General features: G+C 71.8%; 15 protein-coding genes. 4 read left to right on the top strand and 11 right to left on the bottom strand.

From position 1 onward, the window contains the following. Positions 1 to 120: 120 nt before the first annotated feature. Genes IO20_RS0126250 through IO20_RS0126235 form a run of 4 tightly spaced genes read right to left on the bottom strand, consistent with a single transcriptional unit; the run spans position 121 to position 3,743 of the window. A complete protein-coding gene (locus IO20_RS0126250) occupies positions 121 to 789 on the bottom strand; it encodes a response regulator (protein WP_030554384.1) in 669 nt (222 codons plus the stop codon). Then, positions 786 to 2,060 (bottom strand): sensor histidine kinase, encoded by a 1,275-nt coding sequence (locus tag IO20_RS0126245; RefSeq protein WP_030554383.1) that lies wholly within the window; start codon positions 2,058 to 2,060, stop codon positions 786 to 788. The genes IO20_RS0126250 and IO20_RS0126245 overlap by 4 nt, the downstream gene beginning before the upstream one ends. A gap of 13 nt (positions 2,061 to 2,073) precedes the next feature. Next, a complete protein-coding gene (locus IO20_RS0126240; protein ID WP_030554382.1) occupies positions 2,074 to 2,844 on the bottom strand; it encodes an ABC transporter permease subunit in 771 nt (256 codons plus the stop codon). Continuing rightward, positions 2,841 to 3,743, bottom strand: coding sequence for an ATP-binding cassette domain-containing protein (locus IO20_RS0126235; protein WP_030554380.1), 903 nt, complete (start codon positions 3,741 to 3,743; stop codon positions 2,841 to 2,843). Before IO20_RS0126235 ends, IO20_RS0126240 begins: the two co-directional genes overlap by 4 nt. Before the next feature lie 136 nt (positions 3,744 to 3,879). On the opposite strand from IO20_RS0126235, the gene IO20_RS0126230 reads away from it, so the two are divergent. After that, positions 3,880 to 4,440 (top strand): GNAT family N-acetyltransferase, encoded by a 561-nt coding sequence (locus tag IO20_RS0126230; RefSeq protein WP_030554379.1) that lies wholly within the window; start codon positions 3,880 to 3,882, stop codon positions 4,438 to 4,440. A gap of 11 nt (positions 4,441 to 4,451) precedes the next feature. Here the strand turns inward: IO20_RS0126230 and IO20_RS0126225 are convergent, their stop codons facing one another. The 6 genes from IO20_RS0126225 to IO20_RS0126200 form a co-directional block, all read right to left on the bottom strand. Continuing rightward, positions 4,452 to 6,017 (bottom strand): type IV secretory system conjugative DNA transfer family protein, encoded by a 1,566-nt coding sequence (locus IO20_RS0126225; protein WP_030554377.1) that lies wholly within the window; start codon positions 6,015 to 6,017, stop codon positions 4,452 to 4,454. A gap of 4 nt (positions 6,018 to 6,021) precedes the next feature. After that, positions 6,022 to 7,419, bottom strand: coding sequence for an ATP-binding protein (locus IO20_RS0126220; RefSeq protein WP_030219055.1), 1,398 nt, complete (start codon positions 7,417 to 7,419; stop codon positions 6,022 to 6,024). A gap of 20 nt (positions 7,420 to 7,439) precedes the next feature. After that, positions 7,440 to 8,993, bottom strand: coding sequence for an SCO6880 family protein (locus IO20_RS0126215; RefSeq protein ID WP_030554375.1), 1,554 nt, complete (start codon positions 8,991 to 8,993; stop codon positions 7,440 to 7,442). Then, positions 8,990 to 10,324, bottom strand: coding sequence for a membrane protein (locus tag IO20_RS0126210; protein WP_030554373.1), 1,335 nt, complete (start codon positions 10,322 to 10,324; stop codon positions 8,990 to 8,992). The genes IO20_RS0126215 and IO20_RS0126210 overlap by 4 nt, the downstream gene beginning before the upstream one ends. Then, positions 10,314 to 11,150, bottom strand: coding sequence for a hypothetical protein (locus IO20_RS0126205; protein ID WP_030554371.1), 837 nt, complete (start codon positions 11,148 to 11,150; stop codon positions 10,314 to 10,316). The genes IO20_RS0126210 and IO20_RS0126205 overlap by 11 nt, the downstream gene beginning before the upstream one ends. A 99-nt stretch (positions 11,151 to 11,249) precedes the next feature. Continuing rightward, positions 11,250 to 11,558: a hypothetical protein gene (locus IO20_RS0126200; protein ID WP_017242359.1), complete on the bottom strand. Its 309-nt coding sequence runs from the start codon at positions 11,556 to 11,558 to the stop codon at positions 11,250 to 11,252. A 316-nt stretch (positions 11,559 to 11,874) separates the two neighbouring features. Here IO20_RS0126200 and IO20_RS0126195 point away from each other — a divergent pair, with 316 nt between their 5' ends. Both IO20_RS0126195 and IO20_RS0126190 read left to right on the top strand, forming a co-directional pair. Further along, positions 11,875 to 12,903, top strand: a complete 1,029-nt coding sequence (locus IO20_RS0126195) for a C40 family peptidase (RefSeq protein ID WP_078946172.1) — start codon at positions 11,875 to 11,877, stop codon at positions 12,901 to 12,903. Between the two features lie 234 nt (positions 12,904 to 13,137). Then, positions 13,138 to 13,866 carry a phosphatase PAP2 family protein gene (locus tag IO20_RS0126190; protein WP_030554367.1) on the top strand — a complete coding sequence of 243 codons (729 nt, stop codon included), beginning with the start codon at positions 13,138 to 13,140 and terminating at the stop codon, positions 13,864 to 13,866. Positions 13,867 to 13,896: 30 nt separating this feature from the next. Here the strand turns inward: IO20_RS0126190 and IO20_RS42050 are convergent, their stop codons facing one another. Continuing rightward, positions 13,897 to 14,028 carry a hypothetical protein gene (locus IO20_RS42050; RefSeq protein WP_281181677.1) on the bottom strand — a complete coding sequence of 44 codons (132 nt, stop codon included), beginning with the start codon at positions 14,026 to 14,028 and terminating at the stop codon, positions 13,897 to 13,899. Between the two features lie 165 nt (positions 14,029 to 14,193). On the opposite strand from IO20_RS42050, the gene IO20_RS0126185 reads away from it, so the two are divergent. Beyond that, positions 14,194 to 15,036 (top strand): SCO4651 family lipoprotein, encoded by an 843-nt coding sequence (locus IO20_RS0126185; RefSeq protein WP_030554366.1) that lies wholly within the window; start codon positions 14,194 to 14,196, stop codon positions 15,034 to 15,036. Positions 15,037 to 15,172 lie beyond the last annotated feature (136 nt).

Genomic DNA, 15,172 nt, shown 5'->3' with positions numbered 1-15,172 from the left:
GTACTGCAGGGGGGACCCTGTGGGAGAGTAGGACGCCGCCGAACAATCATTGTGGGAAAGCCCCGCACCTCATGGTGCGGGGCTTTTCTGCGTTCACCATCAGATAGTCGGCACGGTCTTTCAGGCCGGCATCACCAGCTGGGTGTCGTACGCCAGGATGACCGCCTGTACGCGGTCGCGGGTGCCCGTCTTCGACAGGATGCGTCCGACGTGGGTCTTCACCGTCGACTCCGCGAGATGCAGACGTTCGGCGATCTCCGTGTTCGTCCAGCCCTGACCGATGACCGTGAGGATCTCTCGTTCTCGCTCCGTGAGAGTGGCGAGGCGGGGATCTTCGGGGCGCGGTGCCGCCGTGGGGGACGCGGGCAGGTGATGGATGTAGGCGTCGAGGAGCCGGCGGGTGAGGCTCGGGGCGACGACGGCGTCCCCGCTCGCGACCGCACGGATGCCCGCGAGGAGTTCCTCCGGCTGGGCGTCCTTCACCAGGAAGCCGCTGGCGCCCGCGCGCAGGCCGTCGTACGCGTACTCGTCCAGGTCGAAGGTCGTGACGATCAGGATCCGGGTGCGGGCGCCGGTGGCGATGATGCGGCGGGTCGCCTCGATGCCGTCCAGGCCGGGCATCCGGATGTCCATCAGGACCACGTCGGGGCGGTGGCGGTCGACCAGGCGGGTCGCCTCGGTGCCGTTCGTCGCCTCTCCGACGACCGTCATGTCGTCCTGGCTTTCGAGCAGCATGCGGAAGCCGAAGCGCTGCATCGGCTGATCGTCCGCGATGAGAACGGTCGTCACGAGGGGGAGTCCTCCCGGGGGAGTCGGAGCATGACGCGCCAGCCGCCGGTCGGCAGCGGGCCGGTTTCGAGTGTGCCGTCGTAGAGGGCGGCGCGTTCGCGCATTCCCGAGAGTCCCTGGCCATGGCCAGGGACAGGGCCCTGTCCCCCGCCGGTGGCGGCCTTGCCCGTGTCGGTGATCTCCACCCGTGTGTCCTTCGGCGTGTACGTGAGGAGTATGCGCGCCTGCGCGCCCGCGCCCGCGTGCTTCAGGGTGTTCGTCAGGGCTTCCTGGACGACCCGGTAGACCGTCAGCTGGGCTCCCGGCGGCAGGGGTTGGGCGGTCGGGTCATCGTGGACGTCGATCCGGACCGGCAGGCCTGCCTTCCGTACGCCGGTGATGAGGGTGTTCAGGTCGGCCAGCGTCGGCTGGGGCGTGCGGGCCGCCTCCGGTCCGTCGTCGCGGAGGACGCCGAGGAGGCGGCGGAGCTCGCCCAGGGCCTCGCGGCTCGTCGTGCCGATGGCGTCGAGGGCCTGGGCGGCGCGTTCGGGGTTCTTGGCCGCCGCGTAACGGCCGCCGTCCGCGAGGCCGGTGATGACCGACAGGTTGTGGCCGATGATGTCGTGCATCTCGCGGGCGATACGCGTGCGTTCCGCCGCCGCGGCGAGCCGGACCTCCTGGTCGCGCTCGATCTCCAGGCGGCGGGCCCGGTCGACGAGGCCCGCCGTGTAGTCCTTCCGGGAGCGGACCGCGATGCCGAGGAGGGCGACGAGCGCGTACGCCCACAGGGTGGGGACGACGCGCTGGTCCCAGCTGTCCTGGGGGTACCGGACCGCGCCCGTCACGAGCGGCGGAAGGATCAGGGCGAGGGCCCACAGGAGCGCGCGGGGCGGGCGGGTGAGTGCGAGGTGGAAGACCGGGATCATCTGGAGGTAGCCGGCCTGGAGGAAGGCTCCGGAGACGTCGCTGACGAGCGCCGCGCAGGCCATCACGGCCAGGACGGCCAGGGGATGGCGGCGGCGCCAGTAGAGGGGCAGGGCGAAGGCCACGCTGAGGACGACCACGAGCCAGACCGGCACGGTCGGGACGCGGGCGATGGTGCGCCAGCCTCCGGACGCGTCCACGAGCGCCGCCGTCGTCCACAGGAGGGTCACCGTGGTGTCCCACGCCCAGGGGCGCCGGGTGTCGAAGGCCCGGAGCCGGGCGAGGAGGCGCTGGACGTGCCTGCTGAGGCCGGTCGGAGCCGTCGGCCCCGCCGGCTCGGTCGTGTGCGGTGTCTCCTCCGTGGTCACCCCGTCATCATCCTCATACGTCCCGGCGCCTGAGCAGCCAGGCCGGGACGACCAGTGCCGCGGCCGCCCAGAGGAACAGGGCGAGCAGGGCGGCGCCTGGGGCGGCCGCGCCCGCCAGGGGCGTCGCGGAGCCGAGGGCGCCGGCCGCCTGGGTGGGGAAGTACCGGAGGGCCGTGTCCATCGCCTCGTACGGGAGCATCCCGAGGATCTCGGGCACGATCAGGACTCCGCCGACGAAGGCGCCGATCGCGCCCGGCACCGAGCGGAGGGTGGCGCCGAGGCCGAGGGCGAGCACGCCGAGGAGGGTGACGCCGGCGGCGTTGCCCGCGATGGCGGCGAGGACCCCGTCGTCGGTGAGGGAGGCGGCCTGGTCGGTGTCGGAGAGGAAGACCTGGGCGGTGAGGAAGGTCAGCAGGGCGGTGAGGAACGAGACCGCGAAGACGGTGGCCGTGTAGACGGCCGCCTTGGCCCACAGGACGGGGGCGCGGCGCGGGACGGCGGTCAGGGAGGCGCGGATCATGCCCGTCGCGTACTCGCCCGCAGTGACGAGGATGCCGAGGACGGCGAGGGCGATCCCGCCGAGCTGGGAACCGTAGAGGCTGAGGACGACGGTGTCGACGTCGGAGTCGCCGCCGTCCGACGTGTATGTGGCGCCCATGAGGATGCCGACGCCGAGGAGGAGGGCCGCCGCGGTGAGGACGGTGGTCCAGGTGGAGCGGACGGTCCACAGTTTGTGCCACTCGGAGCGGAGTACGCGCGCGTGGGTGAGGGCCGGAGTGGTCATGCTGGGGCTCCCTGGTATTCGACGGAGTCGTGGGTGAGGGCCATGAACGCCTGCTCCAGGGAGGGTGCCTGGGGGGTGAGTTCGTGGAGGGGGACGCCGTGGGCGGCGGCCGTGCGGCCGATCTCCGGTGCGTCCGGGCCGGTGACGACGAGGGTGTCGGGGGCCTCCACGGTGAACCCGGCGCCCGGCAGCAGGGAACGCAGCCGGCTCGCCTCCGGGCTGACGACCTTGACGGAGGCGCCGCCGGAGGTGCGTACGAGCTCGTCGACCGTGGTGTCGGCGAGGAGCCGTCCCTTCCCGATGACGATCAGGTGGTCGGCGGTGAGGGCCATCTCGCTCATGAGGTGGGAGGAGACGAGGACGGTACGGCCTTCGGCGGCCAGGGACTTGAGGAGGGTGCGGATCCAGAGCACGCCCTCCGGGTCGAGTCCGTTGACCGGCTCGTCGAGGATGACGGTGGCCGGGTCGCCGAGGAGGGCGGCGGCGATGCCGAGGCGCTGGCCCATGCCGAGGGAGAACCCTTTGACGCGCTTGCGGGCGACGCCGGTGAGGCCGGCGAGGGCCAGAACCCGCTCCACGCGCGCGTGGGGGATGCCGTGGGTGTGGGCGAGGGCCATCAGGTGGTGGTAGGCCGAGCGGCCCGGGTGCACGGAGCGGGCTTCGAGGAGGGCGCCGACGCGGGTCAGCGGGGCGGTGTGGGCGGCGTAGGGGATCCCGTCGATCGTGGCGTGGCCGCGGGTGGGGGCGTCGAGGCCGAGGATCATTCGGAGGGTGGTGGACTTTCCGGCTCCGTTGGGGCCGAGGAAGCCGGTGACGGCGCCGGGGCGGACGGTGAAACCGAGGTCCTGGACGACGGTGGTGTCGCCGTACCGCTTGGTGAGGTTCTCTGCTCGGATCATGCTTCCGACGGTACGGAGCGGGCGGCGGCCGGACGTCCGACCGGGGGAGGGAGCGTCGCCGGCCGTGTAGTACCGGGGTACGACGAGGCATAAAAGGCCTTGTCAGCGGGGCGGGGCCGTCGGGAGGATCTGCCTCATGGACTATTCAGTACGTGCCGCCCGCGCCGACGAGTGGCAGCGGATCCGTGAGCTCCGGCTCGCAGCCCTCCAGGACCCGGTCGCGCACCTCGCCTTCCTCGAGACGTACGAGGTCGCGGCCGAGCGCCCGGACTCCTTCTGGCAGGAGCGGGCGGCGCGGGGCGCCGAGGACGGGCCGGGCGGCGTGCGTCAGTTCGTCGCGGAGGCGCCGGACGGGCGATGGGTGGGCACGGTGTCGGTGCTGGTGGAGCGGGCCGGGACCGAGACGTTCTTCGACGATGTTCCCGAGGTCGAGCAGACGCATGTCGTCGGGGTGTTCGTACGGGACGAGGCGCGCGGCACCGGGGTGATCGACGCGCTGTTCGAGGCGGCGGCGGAGTGGTCCTGGTCGCTGACCGAGCCGCGGATCGAGCGGGCGCGGCTGTACGTGCACGCCGAGAACGTCCGGGCCCAGGCGGTGTACCGGCGACTCGGGTACGTGCCGACCGGGGTGCGGGTCGCCCTGCACGGGAGCGAGGTGGCGAACGAGCTGGAGCACGAGCTGCTGCGGCCGGTCTGACCGGCGGGTCCTCAGCGGCTGAGGGAGTCCTCCGGCCAGCGTGATCGGGCCTGTTCGGCGGAGCGCATCAGGGCCAGGGTCGGGAGGCCCTGGCCGTGGCCGGTGGCGAGGAGCTGCGGGAGCTGCGGGAGCGGGGCCACGGCGGCGACGTCGTCGAGGACGAGCGTCAGTGGTGGGTCGAGCCGACCGTCGGATGACCGTGCGGCCATGCGGCGGCCGTGCTCGACCACGCTTGCGGCGAGGGCCGTCAGGAGCGGCATCGCGCCGGGGTCGGTGCGGGGATCCTCGATCGGTTCCCCCACCACGTACAGCGTGCCCCCTTCGGGGACGAAAGATGCCAGCGCGAGCGAATCCGTTCGGTTCGGGGTGCAGGCCTCCCGGATGTGGATCGAGGAGAGTGCCGCCAGCGCACGTGCCGTCAGTTCCTGTGCCAGGCGGCGGCTTTCGGGGTGTGCCGTCAGGGCCGATTCCAGGAGGCCTGCGTAACCCGACGCCGCCTTGGGGTGGCTGCGGAGGATCCGTACCGGCTCGTGGGCACCGGCGCCCTGTGCCCAGCGGTGGACTTGGCGGAAGGGGCGGCCGTCGACGGCGGCGGCGTGCAGCCAGCAGCGCAGGAGCGTTTCCGCGGTGTCGGCGGTGGCCGCGTCCAGGCGGGAGTGCGGGCGGACGGGGGCGAGCAGGGCCACGGCTCGCTGCGCGGCCACGTCCGGGTCCTCGCAGTGCTCGGACGGGGACCAGTGGAGCCGGGCGGGGGTGTCGCACAGGTGGCCGGGGTCGTGGACCAGGACCGGGCCGAGCTTGCCGCGCGCGTCCTTCGTCGTCGACCAGACGGTGGGGTCGGAGGTGACGACGAGGACGGGGCCCTCGGCGTCCCGGATCGCCTGCACGGCGGCGGGGTGACGGGTTTCCCGGGGGCCGTAGACGGTACGGGGTGACGCTGCCGGGGCGGGTGTGACGACTGGGGCGGGTGCGGCGGGCGGTGCGGGAATGACGGGTGTCGGTGTCGGATCTGCCGGTGCCGGTGCCGGTGCCGGTGCCGGTGCGGGTGCGGGTGTGGGTGCCGGTGCGGGTGTGGGTGTCGGGGTGGGGGTCAGGGGCGGTGCGGGTGCAGGGGGTGTCTCCGTGCGGGGTGGGGTGACCCGTACGGGCTCGGTCGGGGCGGGCGCGGTCAGGCCGTCCCGTACGGGAGCCGGGTGGGCGTGACCGTACGCTCCCGCCTTCCTGTTCGTCCTGACCGCTCGCCAGCGGGCCAGCGTGCCCAGCGCGAAGACGGCGAGGACCAGCAGGATCATCGCCTCGCCGATCAGCAGGCCCCAGAAGAGCCCGTACCCGGAGAGCTGTCCCGGCGGGGTGGCCGGCCAGGCGGCCGGGAGGTCCGTCGGGGCGGTCACGAGGGAGCGGAGGGCCGACGGCGTGCCCGTGAGGGTGATGCCCTCCGGCCAGGCGCCGTGGGAGAGGAGACCGGCCAGGCCGGTCGCCGTCCACACCAGGACCGTGAGGCAGAGGAGGAGCCCGAAGAGGCTGAGCAGCAGCCCGTCGGAGATGCCTCCGCCGCCTCCCTTCCGTGCCGTGTCCATGCGTCTATGCCACCGTCGACTGCGAAGTGCCGTTCAGTTGCTGCTGCTCGATGAGGATCGCCCGCTGTTCCGTCTCCCACTCCAGTTCGGGATCGGTGACCGAGGACTCGGTCATGGCGCGGTCCGTGTAGACGAGCGGGCGTTCCTTCTCGGTGATGAGGTGCTTGACCACCTGGACGTTGCCGTTGACGTCCCAGACCGCGATGCCGGGGGTGAGGGTCGGGATGATCTCCACCGCCCAGCGGGGCAGGCCGAGGACCCGGCCCGTGTTGCGTGCCTCGTCGGCCTTCTGGGCGTAGATGGTCCGGGTGGAGGCCATCTTGAGGATCGCCGCCGCTTCCTTGGCGGCCGCTCCGTCGACCACGTCGGAGAGGTGGTGGACGACGGCGACGAACGACAGGCCGAGGCGGCGGCCGAACTTGAGCAGCCGCTGGAAGAGCTGCGCCACGAACGGGCTGTTGATGATGTGCCAGGCCTCCTCGACGAGGAAGATGCGCTTCTTCCGGTCGGGGCGGATCCAGGTGTGTTCCAGCCAGACGCCGACGATGGCCATGAGGATGGGCATGGCGATGGAGTTGCGGTCGATGTGGGAGAGGTCGAAGACGATCAGGGGCGCGTCGAGGTCGATGCCGACGGTCGTCGGGCCGTCGAACATGCCGCGCAGGTCGCCGTCGACGAGCCGGTCGAGGACGAGGGCGACGTCCAGGCCCCAGGCGCGGACGTCGTCTATGTCGACGTTCATCGCCTCGGCCGATTCGGCCTTGGGGTGGCGGAGCTGCTCGACGATGTCGGTGAGGATCGGCTGGCGGTCCGTCTTGTGCTCGGTGACGTAGGCGTGGGCGACCTTGAGCGCGAAGCCGGCGCGCTCGTCGAGGCCGTGGCCCATCGCCACCTCGATGATCGTGCGGAGCAGGGCGAGCTGCCCGGTCGTGGTGATCGACGGGTCGAGCGGGTTGAGGCGGATCCCGGAGTCGTTGGCGACCATCGGGTCCAGGCGGATGGGGGTTATCCCCAGCTCCTGGGCGATGAGGTTCCACTCGCCGACGCCGTCCTCGCCCTGGGCGTCGAGGACGACGACCTGCCGGTCGCGGAAGCGGAGCTGGCGGAGCACGTACGTCTTCTCCAGGGCCGACTTGCCGTTGCCGGACTCGCCGAGGACCAGCCAGTGCGGGGCGGGGAGCTGCTGCCCGTACAGCTGGAAGGGGTCGTAGATGTACCCCTTTCCGCTGTAGACCTCGCGGCCGATGATGACGCCGGAGTCGCCGAGGCCGGGGGCGGCGGTCGGCAGGTAGACGGCCTGGGCCTGTCCGGTGGAGGTGCGGACGGGCAGGCGGGTCGTCTCCACCTTTCCGAAGACGAAGGAGGTGAAGGCGTCGGTGAGGACGGACAGCGGATCTCGCATCGGTCGGTGCCCCTTCGGCCTTAGCGGCGGATGCCGGTCGCGAACGGCAAGGTGTTCACAAAGGCCCGGTGGTGCTCGCGGTCGCACCACTCCAGCTTCAGATACGACTTGCCGGCGGAGGCCCTGATCGTGCGCTTGTCCCGGGCCAGGGCCTCGGGGGAACGCGACGACACCGTGATGTACCCGACCAGGTTCACTCCGGCAGCCCCGCTGGCGAGATCTTCACCCCGCTGGTCGAGCCGGCCGTGGGCGGCGATGTCGCGGGGGTCGACCGTGCGGTTCATCTTGGCGGCGCGGCTGGCGTCGGCCTCGTCGTTGGTCTTCTCCGTGAGCATGCGCTCGATGGCGACCTCGGTCGGTTCCAGGTCCATGGTGACGGCGACCGTGCGGATGACGTCGGGGGTGTGGACGAGGAGGGGGGCGAGGAAGTTGACGCCGACCGGGGTCATCGGCCACTCCTTCACCCAGGCCGTGGCGTGGCACCAGGGGGCCCGGGTCGAGGACTCGCGGGTCTTGGCCTGGAGGTACGTCGGTTCCATGGCGTCGAGTTCGGCTGGCCAAGCGTTTCGTTTCGTCATGGCCTGGATGTGGTCGATGGGGTGGTCCGGGTCGTACATGGAGTGCACGAGGGAGGCGAGCCGGGACTGCCCGAGGGGCTGGCGGACACGGATGTCGGCCTCGGCGAGGCGGGCGCAGATGTCGGTGAGCTCGCGGGCCATGACGACGGCGAGGCCGGCGTCGCGGTCGAGGCGGCGGGCGCCGGAGGCGTGCCGGGCGGCGCGGGCCATGGCGTTGGCCTCGGCGGCGAGTTCGCGCGTGTAGTGCATGCAGGCGACGAGGTAGGCGCGGTGCTGCTCGCTGGAGGTGGAGACCATCGACTGGAGCTGGTCGTACGACTCCATGAGCCACGCGGGCGCGTGCGGGTCGCCTCGCTGGCCGACGTCCTTGGCGTGGGCGTCGGGGTCGGCGGGGAGGGTGCGGGCGAGCATCTGGAGGCGGGTGACGAAGCCGTCGCCGTTGGCGACGTGCTTGAGGAGGGTGCCGAAGCGGTCGACCAGGGCCTCCTGGTCCTCGCTGTCGCGCAGGCCGACGCCGGGGCCCTCGATCTCGATGGCGGCGGTGACGGTGCGGCGGTCGGCGTGCAGGAGGACGGCGATCTCGTCGGGGCCGAAGGGGGCGGCGAGCCAGCCGACGCGGCCGATGCCGGGCGGCGGGCCGACCTCGACCTCGCGGCCGTCGAGACGGGTGCCGGCCTCGGAGACGACGGAGCGGTAGGCCGTGCCGCGCTTGAGCATCCGCTTGTAGCTGCGGTTGATCTCGAACCACTTGTAGAAGGTGCGGTGCTTGTACGGGAGGTACACGGCGGCGATCGCGAGCATGGGCAGGCCGGCGAGGAGCGCGATCCGCAGGGGGAGGAGGGGGACGAGGAGTCCGCTCATCATGCCGAGGAAGGCGCCGACGATGATCAGGGCGATCTCGCCGGTCTCGCGGTTCTTGCCGACGATCGCGTTGGGCCGGGCGCGGCCCACGAGATACGTGCGGCGGGGCGCGACCGGCTGGGACTGGGTCGTCAACGCCCTCCACCTCCAGAGTTCTTGCGGTTGCTGTGCGGGGTGCCCGCGGTGGGGCTGCTGCTACGGGGTGCGGGTGGGGGAGTGGCGCCGCCGCCGCTCCCGCCGCCGCTTCCGCCGCGGCTGCTGTGGGCGGCCATGCCGCCGGACATGGGGTTGGCGGGGCGGGGGCCGGAGCCCTGGGAGGACTGGCCGCCGTCGCCGCGGGAGCTGTGGGTCTTGATTCCCTGGGAGACGAGGGAGGCGGGGGAGGTCATGACGGCGGCGGCGGTGTTCTCGCCCGCGCGGTGGAGGCGGTTGTTCCGGGAGGCGGCGATCTCGTCGCCGAAGCCGGGGACGAAGCGGTAGATCATCGCGGAGGCGAAGATCGCGAGCAGGATGATCGCGAGGCCGGAGACGACGGCGGAGAACGAGTCGGGGCCGGTGCCGGAGGAGAGCGCGCCCGCCAGGCCGAGGACGATGACGATGACCGGCTTGACGAGGATGATCGCGATCATGATGCCGGCCCAGCGGCGGACGTGGCCCCACATGTTCTTGTCGACGAGGCCGGAGTAGACGACGACGCCGAGGAGCGCGCCGACGTAGAGCATCACGGCGCGGAGGAACAGCTCCAGGTAGAGCACGCCCGCGGCGACGACGGTCACCAGGGACACGATGATCAGCATGATGGGGCCGCCACCGATGCTGTCGCCCTTCTGGAGGGCCTGCTTGAAGCTGCCGAAGAAGACGTCGGTCTGCTGGCCGGTGCCGGAGGCGATGACCTCGGTGACGGCGTCGGTGGCGTTGACGACGGTGTAGAGGATCAGGGGCGTGAAGGCGGAGGCCAGGACGGTCAGCCAGAGGAAGCCGATGGCTTCGGAGAGCGCGGTGGTGAGGGGGACGCCGCGGACGGCCCGCTTGGCGACGGCGAGGAGCCAGAGGAGGAGGGTGAGGAAGGTGGAGGCGGCGAAGACGATCGCGTACCGGCCGAGGAACTCCGTGTTGGTGAAGTCGACGTCGGCGGTCTCTTTGACGGCCTTGGAGAGGTAGTCGATGGTGGCGATGGCGGCGTCGGCGCAGCCGCGGGCGAGGGACGACAGCGGGTCGAGCGCGGCCGTGGGTTCGGTGACGGAGGCGCCACCGCCTCCACCGGGCTGGCCTTTCTCGCACAGGTCCCGGGCCTGCCCCACGATGAGGCCGCAGTCGTTGTTGGAGGCGCTCGGGGACGGGGTGGGCGCCGTCGGGGTCGGCGTGGGCGCGGCCTGGGCGGCCGAGAGCGACAGGAACGGTACGGAGAGGAGGGCGACGGCTGCGGTGGCCGCCGCGCGCCCCGCGATGCTGCGGTCAGCGGGCATAGGTGAAGCCTCCGTATCCCTCGACCGCCGCGGCGATCTCGTCGGCCATGGAGGCGCGGTTGTCGCCGTTGACCGGTGTGGGGCCTTCGGTCTGGGTCGACGACGTGACGCGCCAGTCGTCCCCGACCCAGGTGAGCTTCTCGGTGAGGGTGAACCACGCGGAGGTGACGGGCTTGGTCGAGCCCGCTCCGGCCAGGCCGAGGAGGCCGGTGCACCAGACCTCCACGGTCGCGGAGGTCTCCGTGTACTCCACGACCTTGGCGCCGACCGGGACCGTGCGGGACACGAAGGTCAGGCCGGTGGGGGCGGCGCCGTTCGCGTCGAGTCCGATGCTGGTCAGGAAGCCTTCCGAGTAGGAGGTGTCCAGCCGCTTCAGCAGGTCGTCCGCGACGGCGGGGTCGTGGGTCGCGCGCACGATGTCCTCGCGGGGGCCGTCCTGGAACATGCCCGTCGAGCCCAGCGCCACCGCGTAGTTCGTCGCCGCGCTCTGGGCGCCCTGTTCGTCGTGGGCGTGGCCCGTGGGGATCGCGCCGTTCTTGCCCGTGACGGGGCGGACGCCCGTCGCCGCCGTGGGGGCCGTCTTGCCCGGGGTGCCGGAGGTGGGGTCCGACGCGTCCGCCGGGTCGGCGCCGCCGCGGTTGGCGAAGGCGATGGCCGCGATGAGGAGGACCACCACGCCCACGACCGTGATGAGGGAGCGGGGGCTGCGGACGGGGCGGCGGGCGCCGCCGTAGACGTCGCCGCTGTTGCCCTCGGGCAGGCGGGTCCGGGTCTGGCCCGAGCCGCCCACGCCGCCGAAGCTGTCGTGCTCGTCACCGGGACTCATGCCGGGTACGCCCCCTCACTGGTTCGCGGTACGGGCAGTGCTGCAACATGACTGGACATCAGGGAACGCAATCTCAGGAGGGCCGGTTCCGACGGGGAATCAGACGGCCATCCCGTACACGATGGTGAAGAGCGTCCCCAGGGAGCCGATGATGAAGACGCCGGTCAGGCCGGCCACGATCAGGCCCTTGCCCTGTTCCGCGCTGAACGTGTCGCGGAGGGCGGTCGCGCCGATGCGCTGTTTGGCCGCTCCCCAGATGGCGATGCCGAGGCAGAGCAGGATGGCCACGGCCATCACGACCTCGATCATGATCTTCGCTTCGGCGCCCAGACTCCCGAAAGGGCCCCAGTTCGGGGCGATTCCACCGATGATGGTGGTGATGTCGCCTTTTTCAGCCGCCAGGTACATGTAACTCACCGCCCGTATGGGGTAGTTGTCGCCCCTGCCGGATGGCATGGGTCATCGCCCTATCTTCGCTGATGAAACCGCCCGCGTGTGACGGCTTGGCGGCACTCTTTACCCGATCCCCGCACACTTGACCGATGTGACCGTCTTGACCTGCGGTGGTGTGGCCGGTTTCTATGCGAAGAAGCGTATGGTCACTCTGTGTATCACGGAGAGTGACTCCGGGCAATGATTGTCGTTGTTGCACTCTTGGGGCGGCGTCGGCGTCCGCCTAGACTGGGCCCGGGGCGTACTGCCATGAGCCAAGGGGTGGTTGACGGTGCGTAGGGCCGGCAAGGCATGGCTGGTGGCCGGCGGGGCCTTCGGGGTCTGTATCGGCTTCGTCGCACTGCTCGTCATCGGTACGTACTCGGCGGCGGCCGGTCTCGTCGGCGGTGCGGGCAGCTCCAAGAACGGCACCGTGGCCTTGGCCAAGGGTTCTGTGCCCGCTCTCTACCAGGGGCTCGTGCAGAAGTGGGGAAACCTCTGTCCCGCCATCAACCCGGCGCTGCTCGCCGCCCAGCTCTACCAGGAGAGCGGCTGGAACCCGCGGGCCGTCTCCCATGCCGACGCCCGCGGCATCGCCCAGTTCATCCCCGGCACCTGGGCCGGTCACGGAGTGGACGGCGACGGGGACGGAGACCGGGACATCTGGGACCCCAAGGACGCGATCCCGTCCGCCGCCTCGTACGACTGCGAGCTCGCCGGCTACGTGAAGAACGTGCCAGGCGACCTGACGAACAACATGCTGGCGGCGTACAACGCGGGCGCGTACCGGGTGATCAAGCACGCCGGCGTGCCCCCCATCAGCGAGACCCGGAACTACGTGCGCATCATCCGGTCACTCGAGAAGAGCTTCGCCCGGCCCGCGGGCCGCGTCGACCCCTCCCGGCAGGCGGCCGGCGCGATCCACTACGCGCAGCAGAAGCTCGGCACCCCGTATCTGTGGGGCGGTACGGGAACGGCCGCGCAGAACGGCCGGTTCGACTGCTCCGGGCTCACCCAGGCCGCGTACCTGAGCGTCGGGATCGAGCTGCCGCGCGTCGCCAACGACCAGTACAACGCCGGGCCGCACCCGAGCAGGAACGAGCTGCTCCCGGGCGACCTCGTGTTCTTCTCGGACGACCTGACCAACTCGCGGGCGATCCGGCACGTCGGCATCTACGTGGGCGGCGGGTACATGATCGACGCGCCGCGCACCGGGGCGGTGATCCGCTTCAGCCGGATCGACACCCCGGACTACTTCGGTGCGACCCGGGTCACCGAGGCGGGCGCGGCGGCGCTGCCGACCCATCTCCCGCAGACCTGAGCGGAGCAGACGGACCGTCGGCCCCGGCGGGTCGGTCCTCAGGTCGTATCGGACATGGCCGGAACTCTCCGTCATGCACAGGCCCTGAGCTGCGCCGAACCGTCACTCTTCGATAACGTCATCATGATCCACGGGAGAGAGCGGAACGTGCGCCTCAGGCGGTTCGTTCCCTGATCCGACCACTCTGACCACGGGGGTTGGAAAACCAGACACGAGAGCAAGGGGCCGCAGCAGATGCCTGGACTCGCATCGGACGGCTCGAACCCCGATGTCAGCCTGCTCTACGACATCAACGGGCTGGCCAAGGCCGCCCCGCCGTGGTTCGACCGCGTCATGGAGTTCGTCGGCGAGTACGGGATCATGCTCGCGATGGCTCTCGTCGTGCTGTGGTGCTGGTGGAGCGTCCGCCGCCGCGGCACCCTCGCCGACTCCGTCTCGGGCGTCGCCGGCCTCGTCTGGGCCCCCCTGGCCGCCGGTGTCGCCCTCCTGGTGAACATCCCCATCCGCGGCTTCGTCGAGAGACCCCGGCCGTTCAAGGACCACCAGGGCCTCGAAGTCCTCATCGCGGGGAAGACCGACTTCTCCTTCGTCAGTGACCACGCCACCCTGGCGATGGCCCTCGGCGTCGGACTCTTCGTCGCCCACCGCGGATTCGGCCTCGCCGCCATCGGCCTCGCCCTCGCCGAGGGCTTCGCCCGCGTCTACATGGGCGTCCACTACCCGACCGACGTGATCGGCGGCTTCGCCCTCGGCACCGCGATCGCCCTGCTCCTCGCCCCGCCGGCCCTCGCGCTGCTCACCCCGCTGATCTCCGCCGTCGCCCGTTCGGGGCTCGGTGTCCGGCTCGTCCGCTCCCGCCGGGCGGCGGGGCCGCGACGCCCCGAGGCGGTCGACATCCCCGAGCCCCGCATCGGCGGCCCGGCCACCGGCTCGGACTCCGGCCGGAACGACCTCGCGGCCTGACCCGTCGGGGACTGATCCGGAAGACGGGCCTCAGGGGGCGGAGACGCCCGCCGAGCGCAGGTGGTCCGCCGCGTCCGTACGGGCGCGGTCGCGGGACCTGCGGGCAGGACCCGTCCAGCCGCAGCTGCAGCGTGCCAGCGCGAACGAGCCGCGCTCCGTCATCGTGGTGGCGTGTGAAGAGGACTGCGCGTGCACCCCACCACCGTACTGCGCGTGACGGCACGCCCCGGCCGTCGTTATGCGGATCGGGCGTCCCCGGGCCCGCGGGCCCCGGGAAAGGCCGGGGTCCCGGGCAAACAGCGGTGAGGCGTTGGGGGTTGGCAGGCGATGGTGGTGCAGCGGCGCGGGCGTCCGCACGGTCGCGGGAGCGGGACGTTCGCCGTCACCGCCGTCCTGGTCGGCTCCCTCGTCGGGACCGCGGCGGTCACGGGGTGCGGCGCCCCCGAGGACCCGAAGCCCACGTCCGACCCCACGCTCACCGTACGGAACGCCGCCGACGTCCTGACCAGGGCCGGCACGGCCAAGGCGAGCACCTCCATGGAGATGGCCGCGGGCGGCACCCGGGTCACCATCCGGGGCGAGGGCGGCTACGACTTCCGGCGGCGCACCGGCCGGCTCCAGGTGCTGCTGCCGAAGGACCCGGCCGGGTCCAGCGCGCACCGGCCCATCACCGAGCTCCTCACTCCCGGCGCCCTCTACATGAAGAACCGGGGGGCCGGGGTGCCCGCCGACAAGTGGGTCCGTGTCGACACCACCACCCTCGACGACGGCAACCTCGTCACGGGCGGCGCCACGGATCCTGCCGCCGCGGCGGAGCTGCTGCGGGGCGCCCGGAAGGTCACGTACCTCGGTGAGGTCGAGCTGGCAGGGGTGAAAGTCAGCCACTACCGGGGGGTCACCGACATCGCCGTGGCCGCGCGGGCCGCCTCCCCGCAGCTGCGGGGGGCGCTCGCCGCGGCGGCGAAAGGGTTCGCCGACGACGCGGTGCCCTTCGACGCGTACCTCGACGGCGAGGGGCGGCTACGGAAGGTGCGCCACCAGTTCAGCTTCAGCAACCAGGGCCGTACGGTCGCGGTCGCGTCCACGACGCTGCTGTACGGCTTCGGGGTCCCCGTCGAGGTCACGCTCCCGGACCGCCGGGATCTGTACGCCGGGAAGATCGAGGCCTGAGCCGGGCCGGTGCGGGCAGGGGCCATCGGCAAATGGTCCGGACGTGTCATGCGCGGTGCGTGTCGCCGTCCCTACGCTGGGAGACCGCTGGCAGACCGCTGGGAGACCCCCGCCGGCAGGAAGAGGTGGATGCGCG

Origin of the sequence: Streptomyces exfoliatus, assembly GCF_000725545.1 — a bacterium.
GTDB classification, from domain to species: Bacteria; Actinomycetota; Actinomycetes; order Streptomycetales; family Streptomycetaceae; genus Streptomyces; species Streptomyces exfoliatus.
This window is presented reverse-complemented; position numbering and strand designations above follow the sequence as displayed.

What these genes read in the sequence shown, in the direction of transcription:
- IO20_RS0126240 (WP_030554382.1), bottom strand. Translation starts at nt 2,844, where the DNA reads ATGACCACTCCGGCCCTCACCCACGCGCGCGTACTCCGCTCCGAGTGG.
- IO20_RS0126235 (WP_030554380.1), bottom strand. Translation starts at nt 3,743, where the DNA reads ATGATCCGAGCAGAGAACCTCACCAAGCGGTACGGCGACACCACCGTC.
- IO20_RS0126230 (WP_030554379.1), top strand. Translation starts at nt 3,880, where the DNA reads ATGGACTATTCAGTACGTGCCGCCCGCGCCGACGAGTGGCAGCGGATC.
- IO20_RS0126225 (WP_030554377.1), bottom strand. Translation starts at nt 6,017, where the DNA reads ATGGACACGGCACGGAAGGGAGGCGGCGGAGGCATCTCCGACGGGCTG.
- IO20_RS0126220 (WP_030219055.1), bottom strand. Translation starts at nt 7,419, where the DNA reads ATGCGAGATCCGCTGTCCGTCCTCACCGACGCCTTCACCTCCTTCGTC.
- IO20_RS0126210 (WP_030554373.1), bottom strand. Translation starts at nt 10,324, where the DNA reads ATGCCCGCTGACCGCAGCATCGCGGGGCGCGCGGCGGCCACCGCAGCC.
- IO20_RS0126205 (WP_030554371.1), bottom strand. Translation starts at nt 11,150, where the DNA reads ATGAGTCCCGGTGACGAGCACGACAGCTTCGGCGGCGTGGGCGGCTCG.
- IO20_RS0126200 (WP_017242359.1), bottom strand. Translation starts at nt 11,558, where the DNA reads ATGTACCTGGCGGCTGAAAAAGGCGACATCACCACCATCATCGGTGGA.
- IO20_RS0126190 (WP_030554367.1), top strand. Translation starts at nt 13,138, where the DNA reads ATGCCTGGACTCGCATCGGACGGCTCGAACCCCGATGTCAGCCTGCTC.
- IO20_RS42050 (WP_281181677.1), bottom strand. Translation starts at nt 14,028, where the DNA reads ATGACGGAGCGCGGCTCGTTCGCGCTGGCACGCTGCAGCTGCGGCTGG.
- IO20_RS0126185 (WP_030554366.1), top strand. Translation starts at nt 14,194, where the DNA reads ATGGTGGTGCAGCGGCGCGGGCGTCCGCACGGTCGCGGGAGCGGGACG.